20 protein-coding genes are annotated in these 18,885 nt (G+C 74.2%); 11 read left to right on the forward strand and 9 right to left on the reverse strand.

All coding sequences use genetic code 11. The features are described from left to right. Positions 1 to 10: 10 nt before the first annotated feature. The 5 genes from SGLAU_RS07270 to SGLAU_RS07290 all read left to right on the forward strand — a co-directional run bounded on the left by SGLAU_RS07270 (position 11) and on the right by SGLAU_RS07290 (position 3,565). Positions 11 to 403, forward strand: a complete 393-nt coding sequence (locus tag SGLAU_RS07270; RefSeq protein ID WP_043499385.1) for a YidH family protein — start codon at positions 11 to 13, stop codon at positions 401 to 403. After that, positions 400 to 723 (forward strand): DUF202 domain-containing protein, encoded by a 324-nt coding sequence (locus SGLAU_RS07275; protein ID WP_043499387.1) that lies wholly within the window; start codon positions 400 to 402, stop codon positions 721 to 723. The genes SGLAU_RS07270 and SGLAU_RS07275 overlap by 4 nt, the downstream gene beginning before the upstream one ends. Before the next feature lie 148 nt (positions 724 to 871). Beyond that, positions 872 to 1,168 (forward strand): hypothetical protein, encoded by a 297-nt coding sequence (locus tag SGLAU_RS07280; protein ID WP_043499389.1) that lies wholly within the window; start codon positions 872 to 874, stop codon positions 1,166 to 1,168. Between the two features lie 154 nt (positions 1,169 to 1,322). Next, positions 1,323 to 2,345, forward strand: a complete 1,023-nt coding sequence (locus tag SGLAU_RS07285; RefSeq protein WP_043499391.1) for a phosphotransferase family protein — start codon at positions 1,323 to 1,325, stop codon at positions 2,343 to 2,345. 5 nt (positions 2,346 to 2,350) lie between these two features. Continuing rightward, positions 2,351 to 3,565 carry an acyl-CoA dehydrogenase family protein gene (locus SGLAU_RS07290; RefSeq protein ID WP_043499392.1) on the forward strand — a complete coding sequence of 405 codons (1,215 nt, stop codon included), beginning with the start codon at positions 2,351 to 2,353 and terminating at the stop codon, positions 3,563 to 3,565. Between the two features lie 56 nt (positions 3,566 to 3,621). On the opposite strand, the gene SGLAU_RS07295 is transcribed toward SGLAU_RS07290, so the two are convergent. The 3 genes from SGLAU_RS07295 to SGLAU_RS07305 are packed head-to-tail and all read right to left on the reverse strand — an operon-like array spanning position 3,622 to position 6,673. Continuing rightward, positions 3,622 to 4,215, reverse strand: coding sequence for a TetR/AcrR family transcriptional regulator (locus SGLAU_RS07295; RefSeq protein WP_043499394.1), 594 nt, complete (start codon positions 4,213 to 4,215; stop codon positions 3,622 to 3,624). A gap of 26 nt (positions 4,216 to 4,241) precedes the next feature. Then, positions 4,242 to 5,909, reverse strand: coding sequence for a class I adenylate-forming enzyme family protein (locus tag SGLAU_RS07300; protein ID WP_043499395.1), 1,668 nt, complete (start codon positions 5,907 to 5,909; stop codon positions 4,242 to 4,244). Continuing rightward, positions 5,906 to 6,673: an SDR family oxidoreductase gene (locus tag SGLAU_RS07305; protein WP_043499397.1), complete on the reverse strand. Its 768-nt coding sequence runs from the start codon at positions 6,671 to 6,673 to the stop codon at positions 5,906 to 5,908. Before SGLAU_RS07305 ends, SGLAU_RS07300 begins: the two co-directional genes overlap by 4 nt. Before the next feature lie 214 nt (positions 6,674 to 6,887). On the opposite strand from SGLAU_RS07305, the gene SGLAU_RS07310 reads away from it, so the two are divergent. Further along, entirely contained in the window at positions 6,888 to 8,120 is a 1,233-nt protein-coding gene (locus SGLAU_RS07310) for an exo-beta-N-acetylmuramidase NamZ domain-containing protein (RefSeq protein WP_043499399.1), read from the forward strand. A gap of 48 nt (positions 8,121 to 8,168) precedes the next feature. Here the strand turns inward: SGLAU_RS07310 and SGLAU_RS07315 are convergent, their stop codons facing one another. Then, positions 8,169 to 10,967 (reverse strand): penicillin acylase family protein, encoded by a 2,799-nt coding sequence (locus SGLAU_RS07315; RefSeq protein ID WP_043499401.1) that lies wholly within the window; start codon positions 10,965 to 10,967, stop codon positions 8,169 to 8,171. A 229-nt stretch (positions 10,968 to 11,196) separates the two neighbouring features. Here SGLAU_RS07315 and SGLAU_RS07320 point away from each other — a divergent pair, with 229 nt between their 5' ends. After that, positions 11,197 to 11,799, forward strand: a complete 603-nt coding sequence (locus SGLAU_RS07320) for a hypothetical protein (RefSeq protein WP_043499402.1) — start codon at positions 11,197 to 11,199, stop codon at positions 11,797 to 11,799. Between the two features lie 135 nt (positions 11,800 to 11,934). After that, on the forward strand, positions 11,935 to 12,669 hold the full coding sequence (locus SGLAU_RS07325; RefSeq protein WP_043499403.1) for a 3-keto-5-aminohexanoate cleavage protein: 735 nt from the start codon (positions 11,935 to 11,937) through the stop codon (positions 12,667 to 12,669). A 121-nt stretch (positions 12,670 to 12,790) separates the two neighbouring features. On the opposite strand, the gene soxR is transcribed toward SGLAU_RS07325, so the two are convergent. After that, entirely contained in the window at positions 12,791 to 13,387 is a 597-nt protein-coding gene (gene soxR, locus SGLAU_RS07330) for a redox-sensitive transcriptional activator SoxR (protein WP_412556219.1), read from the reverse strand. A gap of 129 nt (positions 13,388 to 13,516) precedes the next feature. Here soxR and SGLAU_RS07335 point away from each other — a divergent pair, with 129 nt between their 5' ends. Beyond that, positions 13,517 to 13,978: a MaoC family dehydratase gene (locus SGLAU_RS07335; RefSeq protein ID WP_043499405.1), complete on the forward strand. Its 462-nt coding sequence runs from the start codon at positions 13,517 to 13,519 to the stop codon at positions 13,976 to 13,978. Positions 13,979 to 13,990: 12 nt separating this feature from the next. On the opposite strand, the gene SGLAU_RS07340 is transcribed toward SGLAU_RS07335, so the two are convergent. The 3 genes from SGLAU_RS07340 to SGLAU_RS07350 are packed head-to-tail and all read right to left on the reverse strand — an operon-like array spanning position 13,991 to position 16,122. Next, the gene (locus SGLAU_RS07340) at positions 13,991 to 14,614 is read right to left on the reverse strand and encodes a TetR/AcrR family transcriptional regulator (RefSeq protein ID WP_043499407.1); all 624 of its coding nucleotides are present in this window, start codon (positions 14,612 to 14,614) and stop codon (positions 13,991 to 13,993) included. 60 nt (positions 14,615 to 14,674) lie between these two features. Further along, positions 14,675 to 14,911: a YiaA/YiaB family inner membrane protein gene (locus SGLAU_RS07345; protein ID WP_043499409.1), complete on the reverse strand. Its 237-nt coding sequence runs from the start codon at positions 14,909 to 14,911 to the stop codon at positions 14,675 to 14,677. Between the two features lie 59 nt (positions 14,912 to 14,970). Beyond that, on the reverse strand, positions 14,971 to 16,122 hold the full coding sequence (locus tag SGLAU_RS07350) for an acyl-CoA dehydrogenase family protein (RefSeq protein ID WP_043499411.1): 1,152 nt from the start codon (positions 16,120 to 16,122) through the stop codon (positions 14,971 to 14,973). Between the two features lie 102 nt (positions 16,123 to 16,224). On the opposite strand from SGLAU_RS07350, the gene SGLAU_RS07355 reads away from it, so the two are divergent. Further along, the gene (locus SGLAU_RS07355) at positions 16,225 to 16,866 is read left to right on the forward strand and encodes a TetR/AcrR family transcriptional regulator (protein WP_043499412.1); all 642 of its coding nucleotides are present in this window, start codon (positions 16,225 to 16,227) and stop codon (positions 16,864 to 16,866) included. Between the two features lie 59 nt (positions 16,867 to 16,925). Further along, on the forward strand, positions 16,926 to 17,636 hold the full coding sequence (locus SGLAU_RS07360) for an ArsR/SmtB family transcription factor (protein WP_043499413.1): 711 nt from the start codon (positions 16,926 to 16,928) through the stop codon (positions 17,634 to 17,636). A gap of 151 nt (positions 17,637 to 17,787) precedes the next feature. Here SGLAU_RS07360 and SGLAU_RS07365 read toward each other — a convergent pair whose 3' ends face one another. After that, entirely contained in the window at positions 17,788 to 18,885 is a 1,098-nt protein-coding gene (locus tag SGLAU_RS07365) for a Zn-dependent alcohol dehydrogenase (RefSeq protein ID WP_043499415.1), read from the reverse strand.

Genomic DNA, 18,885 nt, shown 5'->3' on the forward strand with positions numbered 1-18,885 from the left:
TGTCGTACGGGTGATCGAAGTCCTGCGGAACGTCCGTCTGTGGTTCACCCCCGCCCGGGTCCGGGACGAGGGCGGCACCCCGGACTACCGGTTCTCGCTGGCGAACGAGCGCACCTTCCTGGCCTGGCTGCGCACCGCCCTGGCCCTGATCGGCGGCGGTTTCGCGGTGGACCAGTTCCTGCCGGACCTGCGCTGGGGCTGGCGGGCCGGCCTGGCACTGGCGCTGCTGGCGGCCGGCGTGCTGTGCTCGCTGCGTGCCGTCAACCACTGGATCCGCTGCGAGCGGGCCATGCGCCGCGGCGAGGACCTGCCGGTGTCGCGGTTCCCGGCCCTGCTGAGCCTGGTCGTCGCGCTGGTGGCGGTGGCGATGGTCGTCGTGGTGCTGTTCGGGTGGGAGGGGTGAGCGGGGCCGCCTGCGGGGAGCGGGACCCGGGCCTGCAGCCGGAGCGGACCCGGCTCGCCTGGCGGCGTACGACCCTCTCGGTCACCGTCGCCGCCGTGCTCGGCGTGCGGACCTCGCTGCACGAGGGCCCGTCCGCCGCGGGCGTCGTCGCCTGCGCGCTGTGCTCCGCGCTCTGGCTGGGCTTCCTGCTGCTCGCCCACCGCCGCATCCGCGCCCTCGCCACGGCGGCCCGCCCGGCCGCGCTGCCCCCGCGCCACGCCACGGCGGTGGCGCTGTGCACGGTGGCCCTGGCGGGGTGCGCGGCGGCCCTGGTCCTGTGAGGCCGGGGCGGCGGACCGTCCTCCTGCGGGGTACCCGGACCTGGTGCACCCTGTGGCCAGGAATGCCCCGTTCCTCCTCCCGGAGGACACCACTTCTCCCCTGGGCACCACCGCCCTCATGGTCACGTCACGCAGGAAGTGAGCACCCATGACGACCCCCCACCAGGAACACGCCGCCCACGCCCACACCCACGGCCCGGACTGCGGGCACACCCGGGTCCCGCACGGCGACCACGTCGACTACGCGCACAACGGCCATCTGCACCGCGAGCACGGCGGCCACTGGGACGAGTGCGAGGCCGACGGGCACACCACCCATCCGGACCACGCGCACCGGCACGGCGAGGACTGCGGCCACGCCACGGTGCTGCACGGCGACCACATCGACTACCTCCACGACGGCCACCGGCACGCCGAGCACGAGGGCCACTGGGACGACCACTGACCACCGCCCGGCGCGACGCGTGACGGCTCCCCGTTTCCCGCGGGGAGCCGTCGGCCTATGGTGGCTCTGATCACGTTCGCTCCGCCCACTGGACGGCATACCGACCGGTCGGCATCATGAGTCGGGACCCCTTCACCCGTCCGTAGGAGCGACGATGAGTCCCGACCACCCGCCAGGCCTCGATCCCGACCGGCTGCGCGCCCTGCTCGACCGTGAGCGCCCCGGTCTCGTGCAGGGCCCCCTGACCGGCCGGCTGATCGAGGGCGGACGGTCGAACCTCACCTACGCCGTCACGGACGGCACCTCCCGGTGGGTCGTACGCCGCCCCCCGCTCGGCCACGTCCTGGCCACCGCGCACGACATGAGGCGCGAGCACCGGGTGATCAGCGCCCTGCACCCGACGAACGTGCCGGTGCCCCGCCCGGTCCTGCTCTGCGAGGACGAGGAGGTGCTCGGGGCGCCCTTCTACGTCATGGACTTCGTCGACGGCACCCCGTACCGCACCGCCGGCCAGCTCGCCCCGCTGGGCCCGGAGCGCACCCGCGCGGTGGCGCTGGGCCTGGTGGACACCCTCGTGGAGCTGCACGCCGTCGACCCCGCCGAGGTGGGGCTCGGCGACTTCGGCCGGCCCGAGGGCTTCCTGGACCGCCAGCTGCGCCGCTGGGGCAAGCAGCTCGACGCCTCCCGCAACCGCGAGCTCGCCGGGATCGACGAGCTGCACGCCGCGCTCGGCCGCGACCTGCCGCCCTCCCCCGCCCCGGCCGTGGTGCACGGCGACTACCGGCTGGACAACGTTCTCATCGGGGACGACGACCGGATCAGGGCGGTCCTGGACTGGGAGATGTCGACGCTCGGCGACCCGCTGACCGACCTGGGCCTGCTGGTGATGTACAGCATGCCGCTGGGCATGCCCGACTCCCCGGTCTCCACCACCGCGGAGGCCCCCGGCCACCCGGCCCCCGCCGAGCTGGTCGAGCGCTACGCCGCCCGCTCGGGGCGCGATGTCTCGCACGTCTCCTGGTACACGGCGTTCGCCTGGTTCAAGCTCGCCGTGATCCTGGAGGGCATCCACTACCGCTACACGCTGGGCCAGACGGTCGGGCGCGGCTTCGACCGCATCGGCGACCTGGTGCCGGTCTTCATCCGGCACGGTCTGACCACTCTCCAGGAAGGCTGACGGACATGGACTTCGCGTTCGACGCGCGCACCGAGGAACTGCGCGCCAGGCTGCTGGCCTTCATGGACGAGTACGTCCACCCCGCGGAGGCGGTCGCCCACGAGCAGCGGCAGCGGCTCGCCTCGCCGTGGGAGACGCCGGCGGTGGTGGAGGAGCTGAAGGCGGAGGCGAAGCGGCAGGGGCTGTGGAACCTGTTCCTGCCCGACGCCGAGCACGGCGCCGGCCTCACCAACCTCCAGTACGCCCCGCTCGCCGAGATCACCGGCCGCTCCCCGCAGCTCGCGCCCACCGCGACCAACTGCGCCGCCCCCGACACCGGCAACATGGAGGTGCTCGCCCAGTTCGGCGACGAGGCGCAGCGCAAGCAGTGGCTCCAGCCGCTGCTGGCGGGCGAGATCCGCTCGGCGTTCGCGATGACCGAGCCCGACGTGGCCTCCTCCGACGCCACCAACATCACCACGCACATCGAGCGGGACGGCGACGAGTACGTCATCACCGGCCGCAAGTGGTACATCTCCGGGGCGATGAACCCGGACTGCAAGATCTTCATCGTGATGGGCAAGACCGACCCGGACGGACCCGACATCCGCCGCCAGCAGTCCATGGTGCTGGTCCCCCGCGACACCCCGGGCGTCACCGTGCGCCGCGCCATGCACGTCTTCGGCTACGAGGACCACTGGCACGGCGGCCACGCCGAAGTGGTCTTCGACCGGGCGCGCGTGCCGGTGACGAACCTGATCGGCGAGGAGGGCGGCGGCTTCGCCATCGCCCAGGCCCGGCTCGGCCCCGGCCGGATCCACCACTGCATGCGGCTGATCGGCATGGCCGAGCGGGCCATCGAGCTGATGTGCCGGCGGGCCGTCTCCCGTGAGGCCTTCGGCAGGCCGCTCGCCCAGCAGGGCGTGGTCCACAACTGGATCGCCGACGCGCGTGTGACGGTCGAGCAGCTGCGGCTGCTGGTCCTGAAGACGGCCTGGCTGATGGACACCGTCGGCAACCGGGGCGCCCACACCGAGATCCAGGCCATCAAGATCGCCACGCCGCGCGCGGTGGTCGGCATCATCGACAAGGCGATCCAGCTGCACGGCGCGGGCGGGGTCAGCCAGGACTTCCCGCTGGCCGAGCTGTACGCGGGCGCCCGCACCCTCATGATCGCCGACGGCCCCGACGAGGTGCACCAGCGGTCACTGGCCCGGCGGGAGCTGAAGAAGTACGCGTGAGGCACGGGTGCGGGGCGGCTGCCAGGCGCGGCCGCCCCGCACCCCGTGCCCTGCCGCTACGGCCGCAGCGCCCGCAGCAGCAGGTCCGCCAGGTGGTCGGCGACCTGCTGCGGGGTGAGCGGGCCGTCGGGGCGGTACCAGGTGGACAGGTGGTGCACCGAGCCGAAGTGGTAGTCGACCACCAGGTCCGCCGGGGTCGCCCTGGAGAAGACGCCCGCCTCCTGGCCCTCCTCGATCAGCGCGCGGAACCGCTCGTGGTAGCGCCGCCGCTCGGCCCGCACCTGCTTGTTCTTCTCCGGGCTGAGATGGTGCATGGAGCGGAAGAAGATGGACGCGTCGTCCAGGTTGTCGATCGTGGTGACCACGACGTCCGCCGCCGCGTCCCGCACCCGCTTCTCCACCGGCTCGTCGGCGCCGGCGAAGGTGTCCAGACGCTCCTGCTGGAGGCGGAGCACCCGCGCGTACACCTCGTGCAGCAGATCGTCCTTGGAGCCGAAGTAGTGGTACAGCGCCCCCTTGGTGACGCCGGCCGCCTCGACGATCTCCTGCACCGATGTGCGGTCGTACCCCTGCTCGGCGAAGAGCCGGGTGGCGGCGGCCAGCAGCCGCTGCGGCACAGGAGTCCCGTCGCCGTCCGTCGTCCTGGGCACTGCGCCACCTGCCTTTCCGTATTGCCTTACCGATTGTCCCGCGTGCGGGAACGCAGTTCCCGACGGAGGATCTTCCCACTCGCCGTCTTCGGCAAGTCCGGCAGGATCTCCACCTGCCGCGGGTACTTGTAGGCGGCCAGTCTCTCCCTGCAGTACTCCGCCAGCTCGTCCGGGTCCGTGGCGGCGTCCGGGCGGAGGCTGATGTAGGCCTTGACGGTCTCCCCGCGGTACCCGTCGGGCACCCCCACGACGGCCGCCTCGCGGACCGCCGGGTGCGTGTAGAGGACGTCCTCGACCTCGCGCGGCCACACCTTGAAGCCGGACGCGTTGATCATGTCCTTCTTGCGGTCGACGACGTACAGCCAGCCCCGCTCGTCCATGAACCCGATGTCCCCGGTGCGCAGCTCGCCCCCGGGGAACGTCTCCGCGGTGGCGTCGGGCCGCCGCCAGTAGCCCGGCACCACCTGGGGTCCCCGTACGACGATCTCGCCCTGCTCCCCGAACGGCACCTCCTCGCCCGCCTCGTCCACGATGCGCACCACCGTGTCGGGTCCGGGCACGCCCACCGCGAGCGTCCCGGAGACCGGGTCGACGGGCGCCTCCCGGTGCGGCGGCACGGAGGCGCAGGGCGCGGTGCACTCGGTGAGCCCGTAGCCGTTGCGGATGTACGGACCGAAGCCGGCCCGGAACTTCTCCACCAGGGCGGGCGGCAGCGGGGCGCCGCCGGAGGAGATCACCCGGAAGGACGCGAAGTGGTCCCGGGTGGCCTCGGGGCGCGCGGCCAGCGCCATGAAGGCGGTCGAGGGGCCGACCGTGTAGTGCGGCCGGTGCTCGGCGAACGCGTCGAGCACCACTCCCGCCTCGAACCGGTAGGCGAGCGCCAGGGTGCCCGCGCTGTTCAGGCAGGCGCCGAACTCGCAGACCATCCCCGTGATGTGGAAGAGCGGCGCCAGCGCGAAGTACACCGGTGCCGCGGGCAGCCCGAGCCCGGTCCGCTGCCGCTCGGCGTTGTGCATGATGTTGCCGTGCGTGTTGGTGGCGCCCTTGGGCGTGCCGCTGGTGCCGGAGGTGTAGCTGATCAGCGCCAGGTCGCCGGGTCCCGGCTCGCGCCCCTCGGGCGCCCGGTGCCCGGCGCGGGCCACGGCGGTCAGGTCGTCGGCGTCGGCGGCGGGCGGCAGCCGGTCGAACCCCAGCACGCGCTGGTCGCCGCGGGTCTGGAAGTCCAGCTCGCAGGCGGTGAGCGCGACGCGCACCGGCGAGTCGCGCGCCGTGTCGCGCAGGTACGCCTCCCAGGCCCGGTCGGAGCAGACCAGTGCCGCGACCTCACCGTCCCGCAGCACGTGGGCCACCTCGCCCGACTTGTACATCGGGTTCACCGGCACCACCACCGCGCCCGCCTTCCAGGCGCCGAGGACGGCGAGCACGCAGTGCGGCGAGTTCTGCAGCAGCACGGCGACCCGGTCGCCGCGCTCCAGCCCGCGGGCGGCGAGGTGCCCGGCGACCGAGTCGCTCAGCTCGTCCGCCTCGCGATAGCTCAGCCGCCCGTCGAAGTAGGCGAGGAAGGTCCGCTCCGGAGCCTCGGCCACGGCCCGCCGCAGTGCGTGCACCAGGGAGTCCGCCGGGCTGACGGGGGCCTTCTGGGCCTCGTCCAGGAGGCCGAGCCAGGGCTTGGCCGCGTAGCGGGAGCCGGTCACCGCGTCTCCTCCCACTTCCGCTGGAGGTGGTTCATGCTGCCCAGCCAGCGGTCGGGGTCGGCGGCCCGCGCCTGGTAGTACCCGGCGACCTCCGGGTGCGGCAGGATCAGGAACCGGTCCTCCTCGATCCCGGCGAACAGCGCGTCCGCGACCGCCTCCGGCTCGACGGCGGTGGGCGCCAGCACCAGGTCGCCCGCGCTGCCGCTCGCGGTCAGCATGTCGGTGCGCACGCCCTGCGGGCAGATGGCGTGCACCTTGATCCCCCGGTGCCGGTACGTCAGCGACAGCCACTCCGCGAAGGCGTAGGCGCCGTGCTTGGTGACGCTGTAGGGGGCGGCTCCGATCATGGTGAGCAGCCCGGCGGCCGACACGGTGGACACGAACCGCCCGCCGCCGCGCTCCAGCCACTCGGGGAGCAGCGCCCGCGCCGCCCGCACGTGGGCCATGACGTTCACGTCCCAGGCGAGCTCCCACACGTCCTCACCGGCCGCCTCGGAGCCACCGGAGGCGACCCCGGCGTTGGCGCAGTAGACGTCGACGGTCCCGCCGAGCGCGTCCCGTGCCTCGTCGAGGATCGCCGAGGCGTCGCCCGGCACGGCGACGCCGCCGGTCTCCTCGGCCACGGCCTTGGCCTTGCCGGCGTCGAGGTCGTTCACGACGACCCGCGCCCCCTCGGCGGCGAACCGGCGGGCCAGCGCGGCCCCGATCCCGCCACCTGCCCCGGTGACCACCACTCCGGCACCTTCTCGCACGCCACCCACCATCGGCCTCCTCCGCACCGCACAACCCGGCTCAGCCCCCGCGAGGGGACAGACTAACCAGTCGGTATGTCGAAGGGAAGGGCCGGGAACGCCGCGCGCCGGGGGCGCGGGCCCGTTCCGGCGGGCGGTCGTGCCCGCGCGCACGACCGGTCCCCAACCGCCCCCCGCCCTGCGACACTCCCTGCGGGAGCACTCCACCACCACCGGAGGTCACCGCATGAAGCTCTCCAGACGCACCCTCCTGGCCGGCACCGCGGCCCTCACCGCGACCGCGGCCCCGGCCGCCGCCGCCCCGCGGGGAACCCGCCGCGTGCGCACCGGCTTCGAACGCCTCGCCGGGGACGGCTACCGCATCCTCCGCGGCGAGCGGGTCGGCATCGTCACCAACCCCACCGGCATCACCCGGGACGCGCGCCACGTCGTCGACGTCATGCACGCCGACGACCGTGTGGACCTCGGGGCCGTCTTCGGCCCGGAGCACGGCTTCCGCGGCACCGCGCAGGCCGGCGGCTCCGAGGGCCGGTACGACGACCCGGCGACGGGCCTGCCGGTCTACGACACGTACCTGAAGAGCGGGCAGGCCCTGGCCGACGTCTTCACCGCCTCCGGCGTGGACACGGTCCTCTTCGACATCCAGGACGTCGGCGCCCGCTTCTACACGTACATCTGGACGCTGTACGACTGCATGGCGGCGGCCCGCCTCGCCGGCAAGCGCGTCGTCGTCCTGGACCGGCCGAACCCGGTCACCGGCCGCGCGGCCCTCGGCCCGGTGCTGCGCAAGGAGTTCGCCACGTTCGTCGGCCGGGAGCCGATCGCGCAGGCGCACGGGATGACGGTGGGCGAGCTGGCCCGGCTGTTCAACGGGGAGTTCCTGGCCGCTCCGGTGCCGCTGGACGTCGTACGGGTGACCGGCTGGAAGCGGTCGGCGTTCCACGACGGCACCGGGCTGCCGTGGGTGCCGCCGAGCCCGAACATGCCGACCCCGGAGACCGCGCTCGTCTACGCGGGGACGTGCCTCTTCGAGGGCACCAACCTCTCCGAGGGCCGGGGCACGACCCGCCCGTTCGAACTGCTGGGCGCTGAGGGCCTGGACGGCCGCTGGGCCGCCGCGGCGAACGAGCTCGGGCTCCCCGGCGTGCACTTCAGGGAGGCGTACTTCGCGCCCACCTTCTCCAAGTTCCAGGGGAAGACGATCGGCGGCGTCCAGGTGCACGTCCACGACCGGGCCGTGTACGACCCGGTCCGCACGGGGATCGCGCTGCTCGTGACCGCCCGGCGGGTCTGGCCGGGCTTCGCCTGGCGGCCGGACCACTGGATCGACAAGCTCACCGGCTCGACCCGGGTCCGCACGCTGATCGACGCGGGGGCGGACGTGGACGACGTGGTCGCCGACTGGCAGCCGGAGCTGGCCGCGTTCCGGGAGGTCCGCGAGGAGTACCTGCTGTACTGACGGGCCGGCGGCGGGCGCGTCGCCGGCCCGCCGCCGCCCCGGACCGGCTCAGCGGTGCGAGGTGAACTCCACGACCTGCTGGTACGTCGGCCGGTTCTGCCAGCCGATGGTGCGGTGGCCGATCCCGCCGAGGGCCCGGTGCACGATCGCGTCGGCGCACCACTGGTCGCCCGCCGCGCAGTGGGCGTCGCCGGGGTAGACCTGGGCGGCGGTCCGGCCGGCCGCCTCCTTCAGCGTGGCGGTCAGGACGTCCCGGCAGGCGGCGAGTGCGCCGCCGCCGCAGTACCGCTGCGCGAGCGGTCCGCGCACCGGCTCGCCGAGGACCGCGCGGATGTCCTTGTCGACATGGCTCCACCAGCCGTACTGGAAGGCGCTGCCCGCGTGGGCACCGGTCGGGCCGTGGGCGGCCGACGGGGGTTCGTCGACGGGCAGGGCCGCCGTGAACGCGCCGTACAGGCCGCCGCCCAGGCCCGGTTCGAACACGGCCTCCACCAGCAGCGGCCACCAGGCGTCCAGGATCCGGATCGCGTCCGCGTGGGCGTAGGTCCTCGCGGACGCCGAGGCGGCCGTCCGCTTGCCCCCGGCGGACAGCCAGGCCTGGAGCCTGCTCACGGCCGCCGAGGCCGCGGGATCGGTGACCGGTGCGCTGGTGATCACCCTCAGCAGGTTCGGCAGCACGTGCGTGGCGCGCAGATCGGCGAGGCCCGCGTCGGCCATCGCCCGCACGAGCGACGCCCGGGTCACGCCGCCCGCCCGGACCAGTTCCGCCACCCGGTCGTCGAGCAGGTCGCCGCGGTGCACCCCGCCGTTGCCCCAGGACGCGGCCGGGTAGTCGCGGGCCTGCTTGTTGTTCCAGGAGACGTAGTAGTCCTGGTCGGTGGAGTTCGGGTGCTGGGCGGGCGGGGTGCGGTCGGCGGTGTTGGTGGCCGGGTCCCAGTTCCGCCACTCGTACGCGGGCCGCGCCCACACCGGGAACTCCGCGTCGGCCCCGTCCGCGCGGACCGGGTTGTCGCCGCTGTTGTAGTACGCGGTGTGCGCGGAGTCGGCGTAGAACCAGTTGAAGGTGTAGTTGATGTGCTGAACCGCCTGCCGGAAGCTCTCGGGTCCGGTCACGTGGCCGGGGTCGTTGAGCATCTGGAAGCCGATGATCGAGTCGGCCTCGTGCAGGTAGGACGAGCGCAGGGTGGTGTAGGCGACCTTCTTGCCGCCGACGGTCGCGCGGTGGGTGACCGGGCCGTACGCGGTGCGCCAGACCCGCATGGTGTACGAGCCGGCCGCGGTGCCGTCGGCCACGGTCGGCTTCCAGGCGTTCCTGCGCTCCGCCTTCTCCATCGGGACGCAGACGCCCCGGTGCAGGTAGTGGTGGTCGTCCTGGCACAGCTCGACGGCGTAGGTGTCGACGATGTCCTGCCCGGAGGTGGTCGCGCTCCACGCGTAGTCCTGGCCGCGGCCCAGCTCGACGTAGAAGCTGAGGCCGGCGAAGGAGGCCCCGCGGGCGCTGATGCCGGGGCCCTGGATCTCCTGGAGCATCAGCAGCTGGGGCGCGAAGTAGCCGGTCTGCGGGCCGAAGACGGCGATCGGGTGGCCGCTCGCGGTGTGCTCGCCGCTCACCACCAGGGCGTTGGACATGCCGCGCCGGGCGGAGGTGGCGGCCCGCTCCGCCGCGGCGGCGGAGGTCCGGGCGGCCCGCGCTGCGGTGGCACTGCCGGTGCGGTCGTGCACCAGGGGTTCGCGGACCACCGAGCCGGCGTCGGGCAGGGCGAGGCCCTGCGGGTCGGCGGGTCGCACCGCGTACGGGAAGCTGCCGTCGTGGACGGTGAGGGCGGCCTCCGGGTCGTTGCGCATCCGGAAGGACTCCCAGACCTCGGTGCCCCTGGAGACGCCGTACCGGGACTGCGCGGCGAGCAGGGCAAGCGCGTTGTTCACCTCGCCGCCGCCCCCGGAGCCGAAGAGGGCGCCGACGACGGTGGCCAGGGCGACCAGGTCGGTGGGCGTGAAGTGCTCGATGGTGCCGGCGTTGGTGACGGAGTCCTTGTGGCCGGTGAGCACGTACTCGCCGGGGAAGGAGCGGCCGCTGTCGGCGGCGTCGATGTAGGCGTTGATGCCGTCCACGTAGGCGCGCACGTCGGCGAGGGCCTGCCGGCCGCGCTCGCCGTGGGTGGCGGCGGCCCGGTCGATCTGGGCCTGGAGGTCGGCCTCGGTGTAGGGCGCGTTGCGCCAGAACTCCTGTTCCAGGCCCTGGTTGGCGGTGGCGCCGCCCGCGAAGGGGGTCAGCTGCCCGCGCCCGACGTGCCGGAACACGTCCATCAGCCACAGCCGGTCCTCCGCCGCCGCCCAGCCGGCGCCGAACTCGGTGCCGTAGCGCGTGGTGCCGGTGATGTGCGGCACGCCCGTCTTCTTGTCGCGGACGATCGTCACGTCGGCGCGTCCCGCGGGCCGGACGGTGGAGGCGACCTGGTCGGCGGGGACCCCGAAGGACGCGTCGTTGAAGAAGGAGCCGAGGGTGGCGTCGGTGAGGTTCTGGTGGCCGGTGGCGAGGCCGGCGTAGGGGCCGAGCTGGTCGTCGGAGTGCGCCGGCCGGGTGCCGAAGGCCTGGTGGAGCAGGATCTGCGCGAGGGTGGCGTTGCCGTTCTGGCCGGGCGGCAGGATGTCGGAACACCGGCCGCCGCAGTGGTCGTTCGCCGCGGCCGCCGGGACGGCCGGTGTCCCGGGGGCCGCGGTGGCCGGGGAAAGCGGTGCCAAAAGTCCGGCAATGAGCACGCATACCGACGCGCTCTTCAGGAACCCGGGGAATGCGCGGGGAGTTCTCAGTCTGTCGAGCACGTTGCGTGGGGTGCGCCGTGGCATGGCACTCCTCCCGACGGGGTGGACCGGTCGTTACCGCCGGTATCCCCGAGTTCGAAGGTGAACATGCGTCACCTTCGGGTGCCACGGGAACCCGTCGATGGCGGCCATCGCACATCGGGTGGCCGAGGAGGGAGCCGAATCGCGTGTCGATGCGTCTATCCGGCGACGTCCGTACGACGACGCCGAAGTGACCGAAGCTCAGCTGCAGATGTGACGGAGGTGCAAGGCGATGGCCGGTTTCCGGAGTCTGGCGAGACAGGTACGCGATCCCCGGTGCGACCTGGCGCTACGGCGCTACTCGCTGCGCAAGTGCCTGGAGAGGTTCGCCCCTTACGGGCATCGGGCCACCTGGGACCACCTGTGCTCCCGGGCGGGGTTCGGTCCGGAGGACCGCTCCCCCGATCCTGCGCGGCTCGTGGCCGCGCTGGTGGAGCTGGAGGAGGCGCGGGCGGTGTGGCTCGCCTACGAGGCGGGGTTCGCCGAACGCCGCAGGAAGGAGAAGCACGACGGGCTGCGCAGGCCGGGCAGCATGGACGACTGGCACCGGATGACCTGGGGCGGCTTCGGTGTCGCCTGGTGCGACGATCCCCGGGTCCATCCCCGGGAACCGCTGGCCGACGTGCTGCGCAAGCTCATCACCGCGCTGGAGCGCGAACCGGGCTCGGGGTGCCCGGTGTGCGGCGGGGAGCGGCTGTTCTGGAAGGACGACCTGGACCACGAACCCTCCGCCGGCCCGGTCTGCGCGGACTGCGGGATCCTCGTGCCGCTGCCCGTGCTGACCCCCGAGGCGCTGGCGTACGCCCGGCGCGCGCGGATGCTGGTGTCGGCGTGAGGAAGTAGTCGTGGGTGCGCAGGGGATGCCGCACCCCGTTCCCGGGGGCCCGGTTCGGGGGCGGGGGCCCGCCGGGAGCCGGACGTGACGGCCGGACCGCGGCGCGCCGTCCCTCGGGTCCGGCACCATCGGGGCATGGTGCAGGTGTGTCTCAACGGGCCCCGCGGGGCCGCCGACGGCCCGGTCGTTCCGCTCACCCCCGAGGCGATGGCCGAGGAGGCCGCGCGCGCCGTCGCGGCCGGGGCCACGGATGTCCACGTCCACCCCAAGACGCCGTGCGGCCGGGACACGATGTCCCCGCGGGTGGTCGCCGCGACCCTGGAGGCGATACGGGAACGCGTGCCGGTGCCGGTGGGCGTCACCACGGGCGCCTGGGCCGAGCCGGATCCCGCGGCCCGGCTCGCGCGGGTGCGGGAGTGGACCGTGCTGCCCGACCACGCCTCGGTCAACTGGCACGAGCCCGGCGCGGAGGAGGTGGCCGCGGCGCTGCTGGAGCGGGGCGTGGGCGTCGAGGCGGGCGTCTGGTCGGGGACGGACGGCGCGGCCCGGTTCGCCCGCTCGCCGCTCGGGCCGCGGGTGCTGCGGGTCCTCGCCGAGGTGACGGACGCGGACGCGGCGGCGCGGTCGGCGCGCGCCCTGCTGTCCGGTCTGGGCCGGGCGCACGGCCGCCCGGTGCTGCTGCACGGCGAGGACGCGGGTGCCTGGCCGGTGCTGCGCCTGGCCGGACGGCTGGGGCTGGCGACCCGGATCGGCCTGGAGGACACCTTGGCCCTGCCGGACGGCCGGCGGGCCGCGTCCAACGCGGAGCTGGTGAGGGCCGGCCTGGCGGAGTACGCGCGGGCGGCCCGGGACGGGACGCCCGCCGGCTGACGCCCCGGCCTGGTGGAGTACGCGCGGGCGGCCCGGGACGGGACGCCCGCCGGCTGACGCCCCGGCCTGGCGGAGTACGCGCGGGCGGCCCGGGACGGGACGCCCGCGCGCTGACGCCCCCTCAGCACCCCTCGGCCGTCAGCAGGTCGCGGCTCCCGCCCCCGCCGTCTTCGCCGCCTCGGCCGCCACGGCCGCCGGGTCCCGCGTCCGGGCCGCGGCCCGCGCCGCCGGTGGCCCCGCCGCGCCGCGCCGCCGGGCGCCCGGGCCGCTCCGCCAGCAGACGGGAGCCGGTGAGACGTTCGCCGAAGGCGTCGCCCGGGTTGGACAGCACACAGCTCTCCAGGGAGAGGCAGCCGCAGCCGATGCAGTCGGTGAGGTGGTCGCGCAGCCGGTTGAGCTGCTTGATGCGCTCGTCCAGCTCGGAGCGCCAGACCTCCGACAGCCGGGCCCAGTCCTCCCGGGTGGGGGTGCGCTCCTCGGGCAGTTCGGCCAGCGCCTCGCGGATGGTGGCCAGCGGGATGCCGACCCGCTGGGCGGCGCGGATGAAGGCGACCCGGCGGAGCGTGTCACGGCTGTAGCGGCGCTGGTTGCCGCTGGTGCGGCGGCTGCTGATCAGACCCTTGGACTCGTAGAAGTGCAGGGCCGAGACGGCGGCTCCGCTGCGCGCGGAGAGCTGGCCGACGGTGAGCTCGTGGATCTTCTCTGGAATCTGGGGCACCTCTCGAACCCTACCCATCGCGTCACGCTTCCGGTCCGTTGACAGGGGCGCCCCACCCGACCATGCTAAGCAGTTGCTTAGGCATGCGGGGACGCATGTGACCGAGTGGCGCGAGCGAGAGGCCGGGACATGGCAGAGCCGAGGATCTTCACGTCCGTCGACGAGCTGAGGGCGGCGGTGGGCGAGCAGCTGGGGTACACCGACTGGCTGGAGGTCGACCAGAAGCGGATCGACCTGTTCGCGGAGGCCACCGGGGACCACCAGTGGATCCACGTCGACCCGGAGAAGGCGGCGGCCGGACCGTTCGGGACCACCATCGCGCACGGCTACCTCACCCTGTCGCTGCTCCCCCTCTTCGGGCCGCAGCTGATCGCCGTCGAGGGCGTGCGGATGGGCGTCAACTACGGCACCAACAAGGTGCGCTTCCCCGCCCCGGTGCCGGTCGGCTCGCGGCTGCGGGCCACGGCGGTCATCACCGGGGTCGAGGACGTGACGGGCGGCGTCCAGGTGTCGGTCGCCTTCACCGTGGAGCGCGAGGGCGGCAACAAGCCGGTGTGCGTGGCGGAGTCGGTGTCGCGCTACTACCTCTGAACGCCCCGGCGGCTACTTGGCCCCCACCATCCGCAGCACGAGGTCGGCGTAGAGGGCGCCGACCTCGTCGGGGGTCCAGGGCCCGTCGACGTTGAACCAGCGGGCCACGTCGATGCACAGGGAGAGCACGGCGAGGGTGGTGCCCTTCACCTCGAGCACGTCGAACTCGCCGGACGCCACCCCGTCCTCGATGATCCGGCGCACCTCGTCGTCGCACTGGCGGCGCAGGGCCAGGATCTGCGCGCGGGCGTCCGGGCCGAGCGAGTCCAGCTCGTACTGGACGACCCGCGCGGTGGTGCGCCCGCCGGCGTGCCAGCGGACGAAGGAGCCGACCGCGTCGGCGAGGCGGTCGCGGGCGCTGCCCTCGCGGCCGGCCGCCGTGCGCAGGATGTCCAGGGCCTTCTCGTGGCCGATCCTGCTGATGCGGTGCAGCAGCTCTTCCTTGGTCTTGTAGTGGATGTAGAGCGCGGCCGGGCTCATGCCCGCGCGGCCCGCGATGTCACGGGTCGTGGTGGCGTGGTAGCCGCGCTCGGCGAAGGCCTCCACGGCGGCGACCAGCAGCCGCCGGGCCGCGTCAGGGGTGACCTCGGCCCACGGCTGGCTCTCGCCTCCGGCCGTCTCCTCCGCCGTACTCATCGCTCGTTCGCCCCTCTCGCCGACAGGGGCACCACCATACCGCCGAACCTGAGCGCTCGCTTAGACGCCTCGCTGGGAGTGGTGCACGGCCCGCGTGCCCTCCTGCCGGTCCCGGATCACCTTGGCCAGGGTGAAGGCGGAGGTCACCAGGTAGAGCACGGCGATGGCGAGGAAGCCGCGCACCCAGGGGTCGGCGTCGAGCTGGTAGATCCCGATGGCGGTCGCGGCCATCGCGACGGCGAAGGAGGCGACGGCCTGACCGTAGAAGGCGGCGGTGTTCTGCTGCTTGTCACTCATGGGATCCAGCGTCGGCGGACGTGGCCGGCGCCACATCCGCCGCCGTACTCAGACGGTACTCAGAATGCCGACACCCCCGTCAGCGCCCGCCCGATGAGCAGCTTCTGGATCTGGCTGGTGCCCTCGTAGAGGGTCATCACGCGGGCGTCGCGCAGGAGCTTGCCGGCGGGGTACTCGTCGATGTAGCCGTAGCCGCCGAAGACCTGGAGGGCGTTGTTCGCGGCCCGCACGGCCGCCTCGGAGGCGAAGAGCTTGGCCTTGGACGCCTCGGTGGCGAAGGGCAGGCCGCGGTCGACCAGGTCGGCGACCCGCCAGGTCAGCAGCCGGGCCGCGTCGACGTCCACGGCGATGTCGCTGATCAGCTCCTGGACGAGCTGGTGGTGGGCGATGGTCCGGCCGAACTGCTCGCGCTCGCCCGCGTGGCGCACCGCCGCGTCCAGGGCGGCCTGCGCGATGCCGACACAGCCGGCCGCCACCGACATCCGGCCCTTGGCGAGCGCGGACATGGCGACGGTGAAGCCCTTGCCCTCCTCGCCCAGCATCGCCGAGGCGGGCACCCGGACGTCCTCCAGGACGAGTTCGGCGGTCGCCTGGCCGCGCAGTCCGAGCTTGCCGTGGACGGTGCGGCGGGTCAGGCCGGGGGTGTCGGCCGGTACCAGGAAGGCGCTGACGCCCTTGTGGCCGGGCGCGTCCGTGGACCGGGCGAAGAGCAGCACCACGTCGGCCCAGGTGCCGTTGGTGATGAACATCTTGGTGCCGTTCACGACGTACTCGTCGCCGTCGCGGACCGCGCGGGTGGCCAGGCTGCCCGCGTCGGAGCCGGTGCCGGGTTCGGTGAGCCCGAAGCAGCCGACCAGCTCGCCGGAGGTGAGGCCGGGCAGCCACCGCCGCTTCTGCTCCTCGTCCCCCCAGGCCGCGATGGTCTTGGCGACCAGCCCGAGGGAGACGGAGACGATGCCGCGCACGGAGGAGTCGCCGCGGCCCAGCTCCTCCGTGACGAGGCAGTAGGCGAGGTGGTCGCCGCCGGACCCGCCGTACTCCTCGTCGACGGTGAGCCCGAGGAAGCCGACCTCGCCGAGCTTCTTCACGATGCCCCGGTCGACCTCCTCGGCCCGGTCCCAGGCGATGACATGGGGGGCGATCTCGCGCTCCACGAAGTCCCGGGCGAGCTGCCGTACGGCGGTCTGTTCCTCGCTGAGCTCCAGGTTCATGACGCGTCACCCCACACGTAGGTCGCATGAGGGCCGCCGGCGGAGAGCGGCCCCGTTAAATTAGCACTGCTAGTTTACAGTCGCAGCCCTACTATGTGCGCCATGGCCCGACCGCGCAAGCCCCTGCTCAGCACCGACCGGATCGTCGACACGGCGCGGGAACTCGTGGACGCCGAGGGCCTGGCGGCCGTCTCCACCCGGCGGCTCGCCGCCGAGCTGGGGGTGAGCGGGCCGTCGCTCTACAACCACTTCCGCACCAAGGACGAGATCCTGGAGGCGGTCGCCGACTCGGTGAGCGCCCAGGTCGACCTGTCGATGTTCGAGGACGGCCGGGACTGGCGCACCGCCCTGCACGACTGGGCGGTCTCCTACCGCGCGGCCCTGCGCGACCACCCGAACATCGTCCCGGTGCTCGCCCGCGGCCCCGGCCGCCGCCCCGCCGCCCTGCGGCTCGCCGACGCGGTCTACGGCGCGATGGTCGAGGCCGGCTGGCCGCCCGCCCAGGCCACCTCGATCGGCGCGCTGATGCGGTACTTCATCATGGGCTCCGCGCTCGGCTCGTTCGCCGGCGGCTTCCCGGACGACGCCGACGCGTACGACCCGGCCGACTACCCCCACCTCGGGCAGGCGCACCGCCTCGCCGAGCAGCAGGAGAAGGTCGACGAACGGGCCTTCGAGACCGGGCTCACGGCCCTGCTGGACGGGCTGGCGCAGCAGTACGCGCGGCTCGCGCCGTCCGCGTAGGACGCCGGCGCACGAGGGTTCGGCGCGCGCCGAACCGTGCCTGGCCCATCCTGGGAGGCATGACCACCAGGGACACCCGGGCGGCCGGACTCGCCGCGTTCGCCGGCCTGATCGCCGACACCACACGGGCCGCCTGCCTGCTCGCGCTGCTCGACGGGCGGGCGTGGACCGCCGGCGAGCTGGCGCGCCGCGCGGGCGTCGCGCCGTCCACACTGAGCGAGCACCTCGGCAAGCTCGTCGCGGGCGGCCTGCTCGCCGAGGAACGGCAGGGACGGCACCGGTACGTCCGGCTCGCCGACGCGCGCACCGCACAGCTGCTGGAGGATTTGGCGGCGCAGGTCACACCGCGGGCCCCGGGACGGCCCGGGGGCCTGCGCGAGTCGAGCGCGGGCTCCGCCATGGCCCGCGGACGCACCTGCTACGACCATCTCGCCGGGCGCCTCGGCATCGCGGTCACCGACGCGTTCGGTGAGCTGGGCCTGCTGGACCGGGAGGGCGGGTTCGCGCTCACCGGAGCGGGACTGGCCTGGTTCGGCGCGACCGGCATCCCGCTCGACCGCACCGGCCGCCGCCCGCTGGCCCGCGCCTGCCTCGACTGGACCGAACGCCGGCCGCACCTCGCCGGGACCGCGGGCGCCGCCCTGTGCCGCCACGCCCTCGACGCGGGCTGGTGCGTGCGGATCGGCTCCGAGCGCGCCGTGAAGGTGACGGCCGACGGCGAGCGGGCGCTGGCGGAGCTGCTGGGCATCGCGCCGGGCTCGCTGCGCTGACGCGGCGCCGGCAGCGGCCCGGAGCCGCGAGCGCGCCGGTCACCGCCCGCTCGCCTCTCCTCACCACGGGCCGCCCCCGGCCGCGGAAGGGCGAGTCCCTCTCCCGCGCGCGGCCGGGGCCGCCGCCGCGCCGGACGGCCGCCGCGTGACGTCAGAAGACGACCAGCGCCCGGCCGCCCTTGCCCGCCAGCATGTTCTCGAACGCCGCCGGGATGCCGTCCAGGGCGATCCGCTCGGTCACCAGCGCGCCGAGGTCCAGCCGGCCCTCACGGACGTGTCCGGCGAGCACCGGCAGGTCGCGCGCGGGGTCGCTGTTGCCGTAGACGCAGCCGGAGAGGGTGCGGCCCCAGTGGAAGATCTCCAGGGCGTTGAAGGTGACCTGCTGGTCCTTGCCGCCGATGCCGACGACCGTGGTCCGGCCGCCGCGCCGGGTGGACTCCCAGGCGGCGCGGATGGTGACGGCCCGGCCCACGCACTCCACGGCCACGTCGACGCCCTGCCCGCCCGTCAGGGCGCGGATCGCGCGCGGGGTCGTGTCGGAGGCGACCACGTAGTCGGTGGCGCCCGCCGCCCGCGCCAGCTCCTCCTTCTGCGCGGAGACGTCCACGGCGACGATCCTCGACGCGCCCGCGATCCGGGCGGCCTGGAGGGCGGCGAGACCCACTCCGCCGACGCCGAACACGGCGACCGTCTCGCCCTCGCGGACCCGCGCCGAGTGGTGGACGGCGCCGTAGCCGGTGAGCACGGCACAGCCGAGCAGGGCCGCGTCCGTGAGCGGCACACCGTCCGGGGCGGGCAGCACGCAGTTCGCCCCCACCACGGTCTCCTCGGCGAACGCGGCGACGTTCAGGCCGGGGTGCAGCTCGCTGCCGTCGTCGGCGCGGCGGGCGTGGACGGCGCCGATGCCGCCGAGGGCGTTGGCGCACAGCCACACCTCACCGAGCGCGCAGGCGGGGCAGTTCCCGCAGGACGGCGCCCAGTTGAGGACGACCGGGTCGCCCGGGGCGACATGGGTGACGCCCTCGCCGACGGCGAGCACGGTGCCCGCGCCCTCGTGGCCGAGGACGGCCGGGAGGGGCACCTTCATGGTGCCGTTGGACAGGGACAGGTCGGAGTGGCACACCCCGGCGGCGGCCAGCCGGACCCGGACCTGCCCGGGTCCGGGCTCGGGCAGCTCGATGCCGGTGATCTCCAGCGGGGCGCCGACGGCGGGCACGACGGCGGCCCGGACGGTGGCAGGCACGGCCAT

Origin of the sequence: Streptomyces glaucescens, assembly GCF_000761215.1 — a bacterium.
In the GTDB taxonomy this organism is placed as follows: domain Bacteria; phylum Actinomycetota; class Actinomycetes; order Streptomycetales; family Streptomycetaceae; genus Streptomyces; species Streptomyces glaucescens_B.

Coding starts and splice junctions, on each gene's coding strand:
- SGLAU_RS07340 (WP_043499407.1), bottom strand. CDS start 14,614: ATGAGTACGGCGGAGGAGACGGCCGGAGGCGAGAGCCAGCCGTGGGCC.
- SGLAU_RS07350 (WP_043499411.1), bottom strand. CDS start 16,122: ATGAACCTGGAGCTCAGCGAGGAACAGACCGCCGTACGGCAGCTCGCC.
- SGLAU_RS07360 (WP_043499413.1), top strand. CDS start 16,926: ATGACCACCAGGGACACCCGGGCGGCCGGACTCGCCGCGTTCGCCGGC.
- SGLAU_RS07355 (WP_043499412.1), top strand. CDS start 16,225: ATGGCCCGACCGCGCAAGCCCCTGCTCAGCACCGACCGGATCGTCGAC.
- SGLAU_RS07325 (WP_043499403.1), top strand. CDS start 11,935: ATGGTGCAGGTGTGTCTCAACGGGCCCCGCGGGGCCGCCGACGGCCCG.
- SGLAU_RS07285 (WP_043499391.1), top strand. CDS start 1,323: ATGAGTCCCGACCACCCGCCAGGCCTCGATCCCGACCGGCTGCGCGCC.
- SGLAU_RS07345 (WP_043499409.1), bottom strand. CDS start 14,911: ATGAGTGACAAGCAGCAGAACACCGCCGCCTTCTACGGTCAGGCCGTC.
- SGLAU_RS07280 (WP_043499389.1), top strand. CDS start 872: ATGACGACCCCCCACCAGGAACACGCCGCCCACGCCCACACCCACGGC.
- SGLAU_RS07365 (WP_043499415.1), bottom strand. CDS start 18,885: ATGGCCGTGCCTGCCACCGTCCGGGCCGCCGTCGTGCCCGCCGTCGGC.
- SGLAU_RS07320 (WP_043499402.1), top strand. CDS start 11,197: ATGGCCGGTTTCCGGAGTCTGGCGAGACAGGTACGCGATCCCCGGTGC.
- SGLAU_RS07335 (WP_043499405.1), top strand. CDS start 13,517: ATGGCAGAGCCGAGGATCTTCACGTCCGTCGACGAGCTGAGGGCGGCG.
- SGLAU_RS07310 (WP_043499399.1), top strand. CDS start 6,888: ATGAAGCTCTCCAGACGCACCCTCCTGGCCGGCACCGCGGCCCTCACC.
- SGLAU_RS07315 (WP_043499401.1), bottom strand. CDS start 10,967: ATGCCACGGCGCACCCCACGCAACGTGCTCGACAGACTGAGAACTCCC.
- SGLAU_RS07305 (WP_043499397.1), bottom strand. CDS start 6,673: ATGGTGGGTGGCGTGCGAGAAGGTGCCGGAGTGGTGGTCACCGGGGCA.
- SGLAU_RS07290 (WP_043499392.1), top strand. CDS start 2,351: ATGGACTTCGCGTTCGACGCGCGCACCGAGGAACTGCGCGCCAGGCTG.